This window comes from Mesorhizobium sp. C372A, from assembly GCF_030323245.1.
In the GTDB taxonomy this organism is placed as follows: Bacteria; Pseudomonadota; Alphaproteobacteria; order Rhizobiales; family Rhizobiaceae; genus Mesorhizobium.
Genome location: NZ_CP100475.1, coordinates 1,640,678 through 1,654,336 on the forward strand (window position 1 = coordinate 1,640,678; position 13,659 = coordinate 1,654,336).

Annotated in this window: 17 protein-coding genes; 12 read left to right on the forward strand and 5 right to left on the reverse strand. The window is 64.1% G+C overall.

The genetic code is table 11. The features are described 5' to 3' along the window. Positions 1 to 11: 11 nt before the first annotated feature. From tauA to NLY42_RS07680, 4 genes are all read left to right on the forward strand, one after another. Complete coding sequence (gene tauA, locus NLY42_RS07665; protein WP_023755921.1) at positions 12 to 1,025, forward strand: taurine ABC transporter substrate-binding protein; 1,014 nt, start codon at positions 12 to 14, stop codon at positions 1,023 to 1,025. 162 nt (positions 1,026 to 1,187) lie between these two features. Further along, a complete protein-coding gene (locus tag NLY42_RS07670) occupies positions 1,188 to 1,979 on the forward strand; it encodes a taurine ABC transporter ATP-binding protein (RefSeq protein ID WP_023755920.1) in 792 nt (263 codons plus the stop codon). Beyond that, positions 1,976 to 2,836, forward strand: a complete 861-nt coding sequence (locus tag NLY42_RS07675) for an ABC transporter permease subunit (RefSeq protein WP_023755919.1) — start codon at positions 1,976 to 1,978, stop codon at positions 2,834 to 2,836. The genes NLY42_RS07670 and NLY42_RS07675 overlap by 4 nt, the downstream gene beginning before the upstream one ends. A gap of 81 nt (positions 2,837 to 2,917) precedes the next feature. Then, on the forward strand, positions 2,918 to 3,100 hold the full coding sequence (locus NLY42_RS07680) for a hypothetical protein (RefSeq protein WP_023672089.1): 183 nt from the start codon (positions 2,918 to 2,920) through the stop codon (positions 3,098 to 3,100). Between the two features lie 136 nt (positions 3,101 to 3,236). On the opposite strand, the gene NLY42_RS07685 is transcribed toward NLY42_RS07680, so the two are convergent. Continuing rightward, on the reverse strand, positions 3,237 to 3,524 hold the full coding sequence (locus tag NLY42_RS07685) for a GIY-YIG nuclease family protein (protein ID WP_023755918.1): 288 nt from the start codon (positions 3,522 to 3,524) through the stop codon (positions 3,237 to 3,239). Between the two features lie 283 nt (positions 3,525 to 3,807). Here NLY42_RS07685 and NLY42_RS07690 point away from each other — a divergent pair, with 283 nt between their 5' ends. The 4 genes from NLY42_RS07690 to NLY42_RS07705 all read left to right on the forward strand — a co-directional run bounded on the left by NLY42_RS07690 (position 3,808) and on the right by NLY42_RS07705 (position 7,584). Beyond that, positions 3,808 to 4,761, forward strand: a complete 954-nt coding sequence (locus tag NLY42_RS07690; protein WP_023755917.1) for a sulfonate ABC transporter substrate-binding protein — start codon at positions 3,808 to 3,810, stop codon at positions 4,759 to 4,761. Between the two features lie 69 nt (positions 4,762 to 4,830). Continuing rightward, complete coding sequence (ssuD, locus tag NLY42_RS07695; RefSeq protein ID WP_023672092.1) at positions 4,831 to 6,000, forward strand: FMNH2-dependent alkanesulfonate monooxygenase; 1,170 nt, start codon at positions 4,831 to 4,833, stop codon at positions 5,998 to 6,000. Then, entirely contained in the window at positions 5,997 to 6,773 is a 777-nt protein-coding gene (locus NLY42_RS07700; RefSeq protein WP_023672093.1) for an ABC transporter permease subunit, read from the forward strand. The genes ssuD and NLY42_RS07700 overlap by 4 nt, the downstream gene beginning before the upstream one ends. 7 nt (positions 6,774 to 6,780) lie before the next feature. After that, positions 6,781 to 7,584 carry an ATP-binding cassette domain-containing protein gene (locus NLY42_RS07705; RefSeq protein WP_023672094.1) on the forward strand — a complete coding sequence of 268 codons (804 nt, stop codon included), beginning with the start codon at positions 6,781 to 6,783 and terminating at the stop codon, positions 7,582 to 7,584. A gap of 232 nt (positions 7,585 to 7,816) precedes the next feature. Here the strand turns inward: NLY42_RS07705 and NLY42_RS07710 are convergent, their stop codons facing one another. Further along, entirely contained in the window at positions 7,817 to 8,002 is a 186-nt protein-coding gene (locus tag NLY42_RS07710; RefSeq protein WP_023710328.1) for a hypothetical protein, read from the reverse strand. Between the two features lie 310 nt (positions 8,003 to 8,312). Between NLY42_RS07710 and NLY42_RS07715 the strand changes: the two genes are divergently transcribed. The 4 genes from NLY42_RS07715 to NLY42_RS07730 all read left to right on the forward strand — a co-directional run bounded on the left by NLY42_RS07715 (position 8,313) and on the right by NLY42_RS07730 (position 11,558). Further along, positions 8,313 to 8,672: a septal ring lytic transglycosylase RlpA family protein gene (locus NLY42_RS07715; RefSeq protein WP_023710327.1), complete on the forward strand. Its 360-nt coding sequence runs from the start codon at positions 8,313 to 8,315 to the stop codon at positions 8,670 to 8,672. Positions 8,673 to 8,924: 252 nt separating this feature from the next. Continuing rightward, positions 8,925 to 10,202, forward strand: a complete 1,278-nt coding sequence (locus NLY42_RS07720) for a polyhydroxyalkanoate depolymerase (protein WP_023710326.1) — start codon at positions 8,925 to 8,927, stop codon at positions 10,200 to 10,202. A gap of 192 nt (positions 10,203 to 10,394) precedes the next feature. After that, positions 10,395 to 11,012 (forward strand): transglutaminase-like cysteine peptidase, encoded by a 618-nt coding sequence (locus NLY42_RS07725; protein WP_023672098.1) that lies wholly within the window; start codon positions 10,395 to 10,397, stop codon positions 11,010 to 11,012. A gap of 339 nt (positions 11,013 to 11,351) precedes the next feature. After that, positions 11,352 to 11,558 carry a hypothetical protein gene (locus NLY42_RS07730; RefSeq protein WP_023710325.1) on the forward strand — a complete coding sequence of 69 codons (207 nt, stop codon included), beginning with the start codon at positions 11,352 to 11,354 and terminating at the stop codon, positions 11,556 to 11,558. Positions 11,559 to 11,648: 90 nt separating this feature from the next. On the opposite strand, the gene NLY42_RS07735 is transcribed toward NLY42_RS07730, so the two are convergent. From NLY42_RS07735 to mltA, 3 genes are read right to left on the reverse strand one after another with little or no spacing between them, the layout of a single operon-like run. Continuing rightward, on the reverse strand, positions 11,649 to 12,017 hold the full coding sequence (locus tag NLY42_RS07735; protein ID WP_023687588.1) for a helix-turn-helix domain-containing protein: 369 nt from the start codon (positions 12,015 to 12,017) through the stop codon (positions 11,649 to 11,651). After that, positions 12,017 to 12,535, reverse strand: coding sequence for a Smr/MutS family protein (locus NLY42_RS07740; protein ID WP_023710324.1), 519 nt, complete (start codon positions 12,533 to 12,535; stop codon positions 12,017 to 12,019). Before NLY42_RS07740 ends, NLY42_RS07735 begins: the two co-directional genes overlap by 1 nt. Continuing rightward, the gene (mltA, locus tag NLY42_RS07745) at positions 12,532 to 13,632 is read right to left on the reverse strand and encodes a murein transglycosylase A (protein ID WP_023710323.1); all 1,101 of its coding nucleotides are present in this window, start codon (positions 13,630 to 13,632) and stop codon (positions 12,532 to 12,534) included. The genes NLY42_RS07740 and mltA overlap by 4 nt, the downstream gene beginning before the upstream one ends. Positions 13,633 to 13,659 lie beyond the last annotated feature (27 nt).

Here is a 13,659-nt window from a genome sequence, read left to right on the forward strand (position 1 = left end):
TGGAGCCTTTCATGTCCAGCATTTCGCGACGCATTGTCCTCCTGTCGTCGGCAGCTTTGGCGGGTGCGGCCTTCCTCGGCCCGGCCCAGGCGCAGGACCTCAACATCACCATCGGCTACCAGACGGTGGTCGAACCTTCCAAAGTAGCGCAGGCCGACGGCGCCTATGAAAAGGCGACCAAGGCCACGATCGACTGGCGCAAATTCGATTCCGGCGCCGATGTCATCGCCGCCGTCGCATCCGGTTCGGTCGATATCGGCTATGTCGGCTCGAGTCCGCTGGCCGCGGCCGCCAGCCGCGAACTGCCGATCCAGACCATCTTTGTCGTCGGCCTGATCGGCCAGTCCGAGGCGCTGGTCGCCCACAATGGATCCGGCATCGAGAAGATCGCCGACCTCGCCGGCAAGAAGGTGGCGGTGCCGTTCGTGTCGACCACGCATTACAGCCTGCTTGCCGCGCTGAAGCACGAAAACGTCGACCCGAAGTCGGTCGAAATCCTTAATCTCAGGCCACCGGAAATAGCCGCCGCGTTCGCTCGCGGCGACATAGACGCGGCCTATGTCTGGGATCCGGCGCTCGGCCAGATCAAGACGACAGGCAAGGTGGTGCTGGATTCCTCGCAGGTTGCCGCCTGGGGCGCGCCGACCTTCGACGCCTGGATCGTGCGCACCGACTTCGCCGAAAAGAACCCGGACGCCGTGCGCGATTTCGTCAAGGTGACCGGCGAATCCTATGCCCAGTTCCTGGCCAAGCCCGAGGCATGGTCGGTTTCGTCGCCGGAAGCGGCCAAGATCGCCAAGATCACCGGCGCCAAACTGGAAGAGGTGCCGCAGCTCCTCAAGGGTTACGTCTTCCCGACATTGGAAGAGCAGGCTTCCGACAAATTCCTCGGCGGCGGCACGGTCAAGGCGATCGAGGCAGCTTCGGCCTTCCTCAAGGAGCAGGGCAAGATCGACGCCGTGCTGCCCGACTATTCGAAATACGTGTCGTCGAAATACGTGACCGAGGCTCTGGCCTCGAACTGATCTTCAGTTTTACGCAATTCCGGACGGAAAACCGCTTCACACTTTTCCTGGAATTGCTCTGAACACGCGCGGTTTCCTCTTCCCTGACGCCGCGTGCTGCCTGTCCCGGATCCGCTCAACGAGGGCCGGGGCAGGCTGATTTTCTTCCGGAGCCCCTTTTTTATGCCGCATCTCGTACTCCACCCGCATCTCGTACTCGACAAGGTCTCGGTTCACTATGACGGCCAGGCAGCGCCGGCGGTCGACCGAGTTTCCATCGATGTCGCCAAGGGCGATTTCGTCGTGCTGGTCGGCCGCTCCGGCTGCGGCAAGACCTCGCTGCTCAATGTCGCCGCCGGCCTGGTCGAGCCTGCGCGCGGGGTCGCCACGATCGGCGGCCGGCCGATCACCGGCCCAGGCTCCGACCGGGCGGTCGTGTTCCAGAACGATGCGCTGTTTCCCTGGCTGACGGCCCGTGAAAACGTCGCCTTTGCGCTCAGGCTGCGCGGCGTGCCGCAAGCCGAGCGGGCGCGCCGCGCCGACCAGTTGCTGGCGCTGGTCAAGCTTGACGGCGTCGGCGACAAACGCATCTGGGAATTGTCCGGCGGCATGCGCCAGCGCGTCGGACTCGCCCGTGCACTCGCCGCCGAACCGGAATTCCTGCTGCTCGACGAACCGCTCGGCGCACTCGATGCGCTGACGCGCGAGCGCATGCAGACGACGCTGCTCGACCTGTGGACCGCAAGCCGGGTTGGCGTGCTGATGGTCACGCATGGCATCGAGGAGGCGCTGGTGCTGGCCACAAGCATCGTCGTGCTGGCGCCCGGACCGGGCCGCGTGGTGCGGACATTCGAGACCGGTTTCAGCCGGCGCTATGCCGCAGGCGAGCCGATCCGCGCCATCAAGGCCGATCCGGCCTTTGCCGCGGCGCGCGGCGAGCTGACCGATGCGATCTTCGAAGGAGAGGCGGCATGAGCGTCACCTCCTACAGCGAGCGGCCGGCCGCCGGGACCGGCGAGGCCGATGCCATTTCGGTGCCGTGGTCGCGGCCGGTGCGGAAGCGGCGCGGGGTTTCCTCGCGGGCGATCAGCGCCGTCACCATCCTGGCCGCGCTGGCGGCATGGGCGCTGTCTGCGCGCCTGCAACTGGTGTCGCCGGTGTTCCTGCCGTCGCCCGCCGCCGTGTGGACCAAGTTCATCGTGGTGATCAAGGACGGCTTCGTCGACGCGACTTTGCTCCAGCATATCGTCGCCAGCCTCGGCCGCGTGTTCGCGGCGCTGCTCGCGGCCATCGTCATCGGCGTTCCGGTTGGGCTGGCTATCGGCATTTCGACGGTCGGGCGCGGCATCTTCGATCCCTTGCTCGAATTTTTGCGGCCCATCCCGCCGCTCGCCTATCTGCCGCTGGTCATCATCTGGTTCGGCATCGGCGAGCCGTCAAAGATCCTGGTGATTGCCATTGCCATGCTGGCGCCGGTGGCGCTGTCGACGGCCTCGGGCGTGCGCGGTGTCTCAAAGGAGCGCATCGATGCGGCCCGTTCGCTTGGTGCGACGCAGCGCCAAGTGGTGCGCCATGTCATCCTGCCCAGCGCGCTGCCGTCGATCCTCACCGGCCTGCGCATCGCGCTCGGCGCCGGCTGGTCGACGCTGGTTGCAGCCGAGCTGGTGGCGGCAACGCGCGGCCTCGGCTTCATGATCCAGTCGGCCTCCCAGTTCCTGGTCACCGATGTCGTGGTGATGGGAATAGTGGTGATCGCGACAATAGCCTTCGTGCTGGAATTCATCATCCGCCGGATCGAGCGTCAGCTGGTTCCGTGGGCGGGAAAGGAATGACAACAAGTTTCTGCCGGTTTGACCGGCTGCTTCCCTTCGCAGCACTGCGACCGCCGACCCCGGAACAGAAGGAGTGATGTCATGACCCAGTCCACCGCGGTGCTGTTCGCCCATCTCGGCAACTGGCTGCTCGCCTGGCGGGAGAACTCGTCGTCACAGCCGCAACCGAAATCGCCGGCCCCGGTGCAACTCGACGCCGAACGCGACCGCCTGCCGCCACGCGACGAGGGATTTTACTGGGCCTGGCAGTATTGGTCGCAGTGAGGTGATGGTGATTAGCGCCAGCCTTCGCGATTTCGTCATCCTAGGGCGAAGCAAGGAGCGAAGCGACGCGGCGCAGACCCTAGGATCCATGCCGAGACGCTGATGCTACGCTCCAGGGGAGCAACAAACCGGGCGCCTACCACCCGGTTCCGCGAAACAGCTCAAACCACTCCGGATTGGCCTTCTCTATCAGTTCGATCTTCCACTGTCTCGGCCATCGCTTCAGCGACTTCTCGCGTTGAATGGCATCGGTGATGTCGAAGAATTCCTCATACCAGACCAGCCGTTGAACACCATAGCGGCTGGTGAAGCCTGCGCCCTGGCCGGATTTGTGTTCAGGCATGCGGCGGGAGAGATCGTTGGTGACGCCGATGTAGATCGTGCCGCGTTTTTGGCTTGCAGTCATGTAGACGTAGCCGGTCATGGTTTCAGGGTATCGAGCCTCGGTTCGCGCACAAGCGACATTCTGATCCGTTCCACTCTACGGCAAACGTCACGGCATGGATCCTAGGGTCTGCGCCGCGTCGCTTCGCTCCTTGCTTCGCCCTAGGATGACGAGCGCTGGGTTCTGAAGAAAATATTTCCACGTCAAGCAGCCAACTCGCAAAATCGTTTCTCTACTAAATTTATAGACCTACCTAGCCTTGTCTCTCATCCACGGCAGGGAGCCCTTCCCGGCGCCGGTTCGCAGCGAAGGAAGAGGGATCATGTTCAGCCTGACCAGACGCGTTTTCGGCCTTGGCCTTTTGGCGGCGGGCATTGCTGCCTCGCTCAGTGCCTCGGCGCAGGAGTTGAAGCAGCTCAACATCGGCTATCAGAAGACCGGCCTGCCGGTCATCGCCCGGCAGCAGCAGGTGATCGAGAAGGCGCTGAGCGACAAGGGCGTCGCGGTGAAATGGGTCGAATTCACCGCCGGCCCGCCGCTGGTCGAGGCGCTCAATGTCGGCGCCATCGATGTCGGCTGGACCGGCGACGCACCGCCAATCTTCGGCCAGTCGGCCGGCGCCAACATCGTCTATGCGGCGGCACTGCCGGCCAATGGCGACGGCGAAGCGATCTTCGTCAAGCCGGCATCGCCGATCCAGTCGCTCGCCGACCTCAAGGGAAAGCGCATCGGCGTCGGCAAAGGCACCAGCGCGCACAATCTGCTGGTCGCGGCACTCGAAAAAGCAAACATCCCCTTCGACCAGATCACCCCGGTCTATCTCAGCCCGGCCGATGCTGCGGCGGCTTTCGCCAGCGACCAGATCGATGCCTGGGCGGTCTGGGATCCGTTCTACGCCATCGCCGAGACACGCTACCAGCCGCGCGTGCTGGCGCGCTCCAGCGAGGTGCTCAAGGTGAACACCTATTTCCTCGCCAACAAGGATTTCGCCAAGGCGCATCCGGAGACGATCACCACGACGATAGCGGCGCTCGGCGTGGCGGCGAAATGGGCGGACGCGAACCGCGACAAGGTTGCCGCGGCGCTGCATGAGGTGACCGGCGTGCCGCTCGATGCACAGACGATCGCGGCCAACCGCACCAAATTCGGCATCTTCCCGATCACCGACGAGATCATCGCCGGCCAGCAGGCGACAGCCGATCGCTTCTACAAGCTCAAGCTGATCCCGAACGCGGTGCGCATCTCCGACGCCGTGTGGACCGCACCGGGCAATTGAACTTTCTTGTGTGGCGCCGGGCGGAAAACGCCCGGCGCCTTTGCCGTTTCAAGCCTCAGGGATTTCGCCATGACCGCTTCATCAAGCCCGCAAGCCGGCCCGCTCGATTTCTTCTGGTTCATCCCGACGCATGGCGACGGCTCCTATCTCGGCTCCGAACAGCAGCAGCGGCCGCCGGAGTTCGCTTACTTCAAGGAGATCGCACAGGCCGTCGACCGGCTCGGCTTTCCCGGCGTGCTTTTGCCGACCGGGCAGAATTGCGAGGATTCGTGGATCACCGCCTCCGGCCTTGCAGCGCTGACGGAAAAGCTCAAATTCCTGGTGGCGCTACGGCCCGGCGTGACGTTGCCCACCTTCGCGGCGCGCCAGACGGCGGCGCTCGACCGGCTGAGCAATGGCCGCCTGCTGCTCAATGTCGTGGTCGGCGGCAACCCGACCGAGCTTGCCGGCGATGGCGTGTTCCTGCCGCATGACGAGCGCTATGCGCAGGCGCAAGAGTTTCTGACCATCTGGCGCGCGCTGGTGTCGGGCGAGAGCGTCAACTTCAACGGCAAATATTACCGCGTCGACAATGGCCGTCTTGATCTTCTGCCGCAACAGGAGCGGCCGCCGCTCTATTTCGGCGGCTCGTCCGATGCCGGCCAGGAGCTCGCCGCCGATCTCGTCGACATGTACCTGACCTGGGGCGAGCCGCCGGCGCAGGTGGCGGAAAAACTCAGCGCGGCGCGCAACAAGGCTGAACGGCGCGGCCGCAAACTGCGTTTCGGCATCAGGCTGCATTTCATCGTGCGCGAGACCGAGGAAGAGGCCTGGCGCGCCGCCGACCGGCTGATCAGCCACGTCACCGATGCCCAGATCGAAAATGCCCAGGCCCGCTTCACCAAGGAGATGGACTCTGTGGGACAGCGGCGCATGGCCGAACTGCATGGCGGCCGCCGCGACCGGCTGGTGGTGTCACCCAATCTGTGGGCCGGCGTCGGCCTGGTGCGCGGCGGCGCCGGCACCGCGCTGGTCGGCTCGCCGGAGCAGATCGTCGAGCGCATCCGCGAGTATCAGGCGATCGGCATCGACACCATCATCGGCTCTGGGTACCCGCATCTCGAGGAAGCCTACCGTGTCGCCGAGCTTCTGTTCCCGCGTCTCGGCCTGGGCACCAGGCGGGCACGGGCGCATGAGAACATCGCCAATGAATTCGCCGTCGGCTTCCACGGCGCCAACCGCCTGCAGGCCTCGTCGTGAGTTTTGCCCGGCGCGTCAAACAGAACGGCATCGGCTGGCTGCTGCCGGCGCTGGTCATAATTGGCTGGGAAGCCGCCAGCCGCGCCGGCGTGATGCCGGCCAATGTGCTGCCGGCGCCGAGCGCGGTGGCCGAGGCCTTCTGGCGGCTGACGCTGTCGGGCGAGCTGATCGAAAACATCGGCGTCAGCACGCTGCGTGCGCTGGCCGGCTTTGCCATCGGCGGCTCGATCGGCTTTGCACTCGGCCTTGCCAACGGGCTGTCGGCGCTCAGCCGCGGCCTGACCGACACGACGCTGCAGATGATCCGCAACATCCCGCATCTGGCGCTGATCCCGCTGGTCATCCTGTGGTTCGGCATCGACGAGGAAGCAAAACTGTTCCTGGTGGCGCTCGGCGTGTTCTTCCCGATCTACGTCAACACGCTGCTCGGCATCCAGAGCGTCGACCCGCAGCTGGTCGAGATGGGCCGGGTCTACGGCATGGACCGCCGCGCGTTGTTTTTTCAGGTGATCCTGCCCGGCGCGCTGCCGGCGATCTTCGTCGGCCTGCGCTATGCGCTGGGCATCATGTGGCTGACGCTGATCGTTGCCGAAACCATCTCGGCCAGTTCCGGCCTCGGCTACATGGCCATGCAGGCACGCGAATTCCTGCTGATCGATGTGGTCGTGCTGTCGATCCTGATCTATGCGCTGCTCGGCAAGCTTGCCGACAGCTTCGCCCGCCTGCTCGAGCGGCTGTCGCTCGGCTGGCATCCCGCCTTCCAGAACGCCTGAGGGTTCGATGCCAACCGCCAGCCTGACCGCCATCCGTTCCTTCGTCGCCGCGCCGGAACCGTCACGGCCGGAGGAGGCCGTCGAAAGGCAGCGCGCCTTTGCCTTCAAGGGCATGGAAAAGCGCTTTGGCGACAAGGTCGTGCTCGACTGCATCGATCTCGACGTGCCGGTCGGGCAGTTCGTTGCCGTCATCGGCAAGAGCGGCTGCGGCAAGAGCACGCTTTTGCGGCTGCTGGCCGGGCTCGACCGGCCGACGGCAGGATCGCTGACATTCGGGCCGGAAGCCAAGGCCGGCGCTGGCGAAGAGAGCCGCTTCATGTTCCAGGAGCCGCGGCTGTTGCCCTGGGCCAGCGTGGTGAAAAACGTCGAGGTCGGGCTGACCGGGCTTGCCACCGGTGCGGAAGCCAGGCGGCGCGCGCTCGCCATCCTGGGTGAAGTCGGCCTCGCCGACCGCGCCGACGAATGGCCCTCGGTGCTGTCGGGCGGCCAGAAGCAGCGCGTGGCGCTGGCGCGTGCACTGATCGGACAGCCTCGGATCCTGGCGCTCGACGAGCCGCTCGGCGCGCTCGATGCGCTGACCCGCATCGAAATGCAGCAGCTTCTGGAACGTATCTGGCTGGAGCAAAAATTCACCGCCGTGCTGGTGACGCATGACGTCGCCGAGGCGGTTGCGCTCGCCGACCGGGTGGTGGTGATCGACGAGGGCCGCATCGCGCTCGATCTCGACGTGTCGGTGGCGCGGCCGCGCCGGCGTGGTTCGGTCGAGCTTGCCAGGCTGGAGGGCAGGATTCTGGATCAGCTGTTCGGGTAGAGCCTATCGCGGGCAGGGCATTCTATCCGAACCGGATAGATAGGTAACAGAATGGACCGGCAATATGGGGTGGCTGTTTTCTTGCTCGCCGGGTTGGCCCTGTTTGCGACTGCGGGTTTGACCAGCGCCTTCCCCACTCCGCCTTTCCTCTCCCCCGTCGATCGGGGAGAGGTGTCGAGCGAAGCTCGACGGAGTGGGGGTCGATCTGTGTGGGTCGATTTTTCGTCGCAACTCACCCCCGCGAACGGCTCGCCCATACCAGCCCGGCGAAACCGACCAGCATGGTCACGATGCCGATATAGAGCCATTGCGACTGGCCGGTCATGAAACTGCCGCCGACCACGCCAATGCCCTGCAGCGACCACAGCGCGCCGATGGCGAGCACGATCAGCGCCAGCAGATATCTGAACAGTCTCATCGCCAAGATTCCTTTCCGAAGTCGATCGTCACCTGCGCCATGACCGTGATGACAGAGCGAAAGGACGGCGCCCAATCGCGCTCTCTTCTACTTGTACTATAACGTCCTGCCTTGCTCACGGAATCTGTGAAACAGCTCGCAATATCGCCGGCGATACGGCCGCGCCACACGAAAGATGCCTGACAAACTGTTTCTCAGCGACTCCAAACGTGTGCCAGTGCCACGGAACTGCCCGATGCTTGCCGCATTTCCTGCCTTATTCGACACTTAACGGCTGGGGTCTGTCGAAAACGGAGCCAATCCCCCCAACATGAAGAAAACAAACCAGACCGCGCTTGTCGCGGTAACGGTCGCGGCTGGCCTAATGGTCGGTGCGTCCGCCTCCTCCGCCGCCGGCCAGTGCGGCCGCGCCTCCTGGTACGCACTGCATTCCAGGACCGCCAATGGCGAACGCATGAACCCGTCGGCGCTGACCGCCGCGCACCGCAGCCTGCCTTTCGGCACCAAGTTGAAAGTGACCAACCAGAATAATGGCCGCAGCGTCATCGTGCGCATCAACGACCGCGGCCCGTTCATCAAAGGGCGCGTGCTCGATCTGTCCAAGGGCGCCGCCGGCCAACTCGGCTTCATCGGCTCCGGCCATACCTCGGTGTGCATGGCGCGCGTCTAGATCTGTCCAAGTCCGGCCCGATCGGGCCGGACACATCCTGCCCCGTTGTCCAACAGCCTTGCATTTTGCAGTGCACATTGAGCCGGCTGCACCCGCCCAACGCGGTTTCTCAAGGCCTTGGACGAAAGATTGGCATATGTCACGCCACGTGACGTATTGCATCGCAGCAATATCTTGTTAACCTCCGCGCGAGACATTCAAGGCTCGGCGCTGTCCGTCGTCCCTTCGGTCACGGCAGCTGCGGAGTACCTGATGTTCTACCAGCTCTACGAAATGAACCATGCCGCCTTGCAGCCCGCGCGGCTTTATGCCGATGCGGTGCGGCTGTTCTACACCAACCCGCTCAATCCGTTTTCGCATACGCCGTGGGGCCGCTCGGTCGCCGCCACCGCCGAACTGTTCGAGCGCACGACGCGCCGCTACAGCAAGCCGCATTTCGGCCTGAGCAAGACCGTGGTCGACTGGAAGAGCGTCGAGGTCAGCGAAAAGACGGTGTGGTCGAAGCCGTTCTGCAATCTTACCCGCTTCGAGCGGTCGGTGCCCGCCGGGCGAAAGGCCGACCCCAAGCTTCTCATCGTGGCGCCGATGTCGGGCCATTATGCGACGCTGCTGCGCGGCACGGTCGAGGCGATGCTGCCCTATGCCGACGTGCACATCACCGACTGGGTCGATGCCCGCATGGTACCGGTGACCGACGGCCATTTTGACCTCGACGATTATATCGACTACATCATCGACATGCTGCATGCGCTGGGGCCGGACACCCATGTGATGGCGGTGTGCCAGCCTTCGGTGCCGGTGCTGGCAGCGGTGGCGCTGATGGAAAAGCGCGGCGATCCCTTCGTGCCCTCGACCATGACCCTGATGGGCGGGCCGATCGACACACGCCGCAACCCGACCGCGGTCAATCTTCTGGCCAAGGAAAAGGGCATCGACTGGTTCCGCGACAACGTCATCATGCATGCGCCATGGCCGGTGCCGGGCTTCGGCCGCGAGGTCTATCCGGGGTTCCTGCAGCTGTCGGGCTTCATGAGCATGAACCTCGACCGCCACATCACCGCCCACAAGGACTTCTTCATGCATCTGGTCAAGCATGACGGCGACAATGCCGAGAAGCACCGCGATTTCTACGACGAATATCTGGCGGTGATGGACCTGACGGCGGAATTCTATCTGCAGACCGTCGACACGGTGTTCGTGCGCCATGCGCTGCCCAAGGGCGAGATGACGCATCGCGGCGAGGTGGTCGACACCAAGGCGATCCGCAATGTCGCGCTGTTCACGGTCGAAGGCGAGAACGACGACATTTCCGGTCTCGGCCAGACCCAGGCCGCCCACGATCTCTGCCCCAACATCCCGGCTGACCGGCATGCGCATTACATGCAGCCGGCCGTCGGCCACTACGGCGTCTTCAACGGGTCGCGATTCCGCTCGGAAATCGTGCCGCGCATCGTCGATTTCATCACCAGCTACGGCCGCCAGAACCGGGTTGCGGTGAAACCAAGGCTGGTCCGCTCCGCCAAAAGCTGAGGCTCGATCCGGCTGCAGCGTGCATTGCCCACAAAAGCGGGGCGATTTTGCGCGCCACCGGCGTTCTGTTGCACAATAGACGCTGTTGGGCGGGCGCGGGTAACCATGCCGAAGATTTTGGCTCCCCTTATAATTGACACGGAGTGTAAATCCCCTTTAACCTTTCGTTAAGAACAAGGGCGAACGGGGACAATGACTTCCTCACCGATGGCACGGACGCTGCGCTTGTGGGCGGCAGCAGGGCTGGCGATCTCTGCGTGCTGGGCAGTGCCGGCACTTGCAGGCGGCGCCATGGCGACGGGCGGCATGACCTCGCAGCCGATCGGCCACTATGATTTCTGTAAAACCCAGCCCGGCGAATGCTCGATCCGGCCGAGCAACCTCAACCCCGCCGCGATGACCGACGCCTTCATGCGCAAGCTGATCAACGTGACGTCAAGGGTCAACGCCGCCGTCAAGCCGATGAGCGACTACGACATCTATGGCAAGGACGAGGTCTGGGCCTATCCCGACAAGGGCGTCGGCGATTGCGAAGACTATGTGCTGGAAAAGCGCCGCCAGCTCTCGCGCTCTGGCGTGTCGCTGGCCGATCTCTTGATCACCGTCGTGCGCAAGCCGGACGGCGAAGGCCATGCCGTGCTGACCGTGCGCACCGACAAGGGCGACTACGTCCTCGACAATCTGACCGACAAGGTGAAGATCTGGGACGCCACCGGCTATCGCTTCCTCAAGCGGCAGGCCATCGACAACACCGGCCGCTGGGTCTCGATCCGCGGCGGCCAGCAGGTGCTGGTCGGCGCGGTCCAGTAAATAAAGACGATGCATGTGAGCGCGTCGCTGCGAACAGCTTCGTCGGAAGCCCGCGGCTAATAACTTTCACGAGATAACCGCAAGTCGGCGCTGCCCCTCATTGCCCTGCCGGGCATTTCTCCCTGTATAGTGACGGGGCGAAAGATGCTGCCATCGGTTCGCCAATCGTCAACGTTGCAAAATAGTCGCCGGCAGGCGGATGAGGGCAGCGCTGCCCTCGAAATCTTATCTCTCGAAACGCCTCCTCAAAAAATTTCGCTACCTGCGTGAACCAAACCGTCTCCAGCGGCGACACACAGCCGTAACCAGAACCCAACCACCCAAACATGGAGACTTCAAATGACTGCTTTCCTTCGTAATGCCTTCCTCGCCGTTGTTGCGGTGTCTTCCTTGGCCGGATCCGCCATGGCCGATCAGACCGGTTGCGCCAAGACCAACAACTGGGGCAATCGCTGTTGCGAGCTCAACTCGGACTGCCTGGGCGGTGGCCGCGGCGGCGATCATGACAGCACTGGCGGCCGTGGCGGCCAGGCCGGCGCGAAGTAATCGTGACATATGCCCGCTGGCTATCGGCCGGCGGGCATCGCTTTCAGGAACAGCGCAAGCAAACCTTGCGCCTTGGCATCGCTTACCGGATTACTCTCGCCGCTCCAGTGCGGCCCGGATCGACGCGGTGATGCGGGCAAGCTCGGCTTCGTCCAGCTTCTCGATGTTTTCGGCCAGGAGATTGGCCAACTCGGTGGCGGCAGGACTGAGGCCGGACGTATCGAGTCTCACCCGCGGATGTGAGGCCTCGGCCAGACGCGCCAGCTCTTCGGCATCGTCCCAGATGACGTTGAAATAGCCGATGATCTTCTGGATCAGCGTCCAGGTCGGCGCGCCGCGGCGGCCATGTTCCAGCGCCGACAAATAGGCGGCGCTGACTCCGATCGCCTGCGCCATGTCCTTCTGGCGCAAGCCGCGCTCGGCTCGAAGCGCCCGCAGTTTTTCGCCGAAGGGCGTCATCAGCGGGTTCGCCTGAGCCGAACGTAGAGCGCGCCCGAACCGCCGTGGTTGCGGGCGGCGTGATCGTGGCTGGAGACCAGCGGCCGGAAGGCAGGCGTCGACAGCCAGGCAGGCACGGCGCGCCGCAAGACGCCGTCGCCGCCCGACGACGACCCTTTTCCCGTAATGACGAGGACATAGCGGATGCCGCCGGCATGGGCCCGGTGCAGGAACGAAAACAGCAGCGAATAGGCCTCGTCCTGGGTCATGCCATGCAGATCGACGCGGCCTTCGATCGGCAGCCGGCCCTTCTTCAGCTTGTCCAATGTCGGCTCGTCCAGCGCGTGCGATACATGCTGCGCCTTCGGCTTGGCGGCGAGGACCGGACCGACAGCGACCGGCGTCTGTGCCGGCCTAGGGTCTACGACGATGTCGGGAATCTCGACCGCGGTCCGGCCCTTCAGCGGTCGGGCGGTGCGCGCCACCAGGTTCCACAGCACCCGGTCGTCTTCGTTGAGTTTATCGGGGCGCTTGCTCATCGATTCGATTCCGAAACGAGAGCGCGTGGAACCAAGGCATAGAAATCGGCCGCATTGCGAACGACGCCGGCGATCTCGCCGGCCGCATCGCCGGAGCCGGCGAACAGATCGCCCCGCGCCGGTCCGATGATGGCCGAGCCGGTGTCCTGCGCAATCATCAGCCGCCGGAACGGTTTTCCGTCGAAGGCGGTCAGCGACGGAGTGTCGATGTAGAAGGGGGTACCGAATGTGTGCAGCAGCCGGTCGACCGCGAGCGAACGGCCCGGCGTCAACGGCACCTTGGCGGCGGCGATAGGACCGAGTGCGGCATCGTCGACATCGGCTTCGCGAAAGAAGATGTAGGAGCGGTTCTGCCAGAGGATCTCGTCGACGCGATCCGGATGCGCCCTGAACCAGGCGCGGATAGACTGCATCGTCACTTTTTCCAGTGGGATTTCGCCGAGTTCGGCGAGAATCTTCCCCGGACCGCTGAAACGCTGGCCGGATTTGGCGGCATAGGTGACGCGGCAAAGCCGGCCGTCCGTCATTTTCAGCCTGGCCGCACCTTGCACATGGATGAAGAAGACGTCGACCTTGTCGGCAAGCCAGGCGATTTCCAGGCCTTGGCCGGCCAGCGCGCCGCGCTCGATCTCACCGCGGTCGAAATATTCAACCGGGCCCTGCGGCGTGCTGCGGGCGAAGGCCAGATAGTCGTCCATGCCCTTGGGACGGTTGGCGTCGTCGATGTCGACGAGATCGGCCGGCCGCGCCAGAAGCGGCACCGTGAATTCATCCGTGCGCACTGGTGAGGCCTCGGCCTCGGGCTCGTAGAAGCCGGTGACCAGGCCGAGGTTTTCGGATCGAATCTGGACTGGGGCGAAATGGCGCTCGAAAAAAGCCTTGGCCGCCGACCGATTCGCCGGCGAAACGGTGCGCGCCTCGTCATAAGCGCCGGCAAACGCGTCGAACCGGACGCCCAACGAACCGGTGCGGTAGGGCTTGTTCAGGACATGAAAGGCCGAACGGCGGAAGGCTTCGAAAGCGGGCAGATGGTCATCGGAATTCCAACCGGGAAGATCATCGAAGGACTTTTCCACGAAAAGCGGCGAGAGCGACACCTCAGCCTCGCCACTGCCCATGTTTGC

Bases quoted from the DNA above. Each gene is read 5' to 3' on its own strand.
- tauA (WP_023755921.1), top strand. From the start codon at position 12: ATGTCCAGCATTTCGCGACGCATTGTCCTCCTGTCGTCGGCAGCTTTG.
- NLY42_RS07670 (WP_023755920.1), top strand. From the start codon at position 1,188: ATGCCGCATCTCGTACTCCACCCGCATCTCGTACTCGACAAGGTCTCG.
- NLY42_RS07675 (WP_023755919.1), top strand. From the start codon at position 1,976: ATGAGCGTCACCTCCTACAGCGAGCGGCCGGCCGCCGGGACCGGCGAG.
- NLY42_RS07680 (WP_023672089.1), top strand. From the start codon at position 2,918: ATGACCCAGTCCACCGCGGTGCTGTTCGCCCATCTCGGCAACTGGCTG.
- NLY42_RS07685 (WP_023755918.1), bottom strand. From the start codon at position 3,524: ATGACCGGCTACGTCTACATGACTGCAAGCCAAAAACGCGGCACGATC.
- NLY42_RS07690 (WP_023755917.1), top strand. From the start codon at position 3,808: ATGTTCAGCCTGACCAGACGCGTTTTCGGCCTTGGCCTTTTGGCGGCG.
- ssuD (WP_023672092.1), top strand. From the start codon at position 4,831: ATGACCGCTTCATCAAGCCCGCAAGCCGGCCCGCTCGATTTCTTCTGG.
- NLY42_RS07705 (WP_023672094.1), top strand. From the start codon at position 6,781: ATGCCAACCGCCAGCCTGACCGCCATCCGTTCCTTCGTCGCCGCGCCG.
- NLY42_RS07710 (WP_023710328.1), bottom strand. From the start codon at position 8,002: ATGAGACTGTTCAGATATCTGCTGGCGCTGATCGTGCTCGCCATCGGC.
- NLY42_RS07715 (WP_023710327.1), top strand. From the start codon at position 8,313: ATGAAGAAAACAAACCAGACCGCGCTTGTCGCGGTAACGGTCGCGGCT.
- NLY42_RS07720 (WP_023710326.1), top strand. From the start codon at position 8,925: ATGTTCTACCAGCTCTACGAAATGAACCATGCCGCCTTGCAGCCCGCG.
- NLY42_RS07725 (WP_023672098.1), top strand. From the start codon at position 10,395: ATGACTTCCTCACCGATGGCACGGACGCTGCGCTTGTGGGCGGCAGCA.
- NLY42_RS07730 (WP_023710325.1), top strand. From the start codon at position 11,352: ATGACTGCTTTCCTTCGTAATGCCTTCCTCGCCGTTGTTGCGGTGTCT.
- NLY42_RS07735 (WP_023687588.1), bottom strand. From the start codon at position 12,017: ATGACGCCCTTCGGCGAAAAACTGCGGGCGCTTCGAGCCGAGCGCGGC.
- NLY42_RS07740 (WP_023710324.1), bottom strand. From the start codon at position 12,535: ATGAGCAAGCGCCCCGATAAACTCAACGAAGACGACCGGGTGCTGTGG.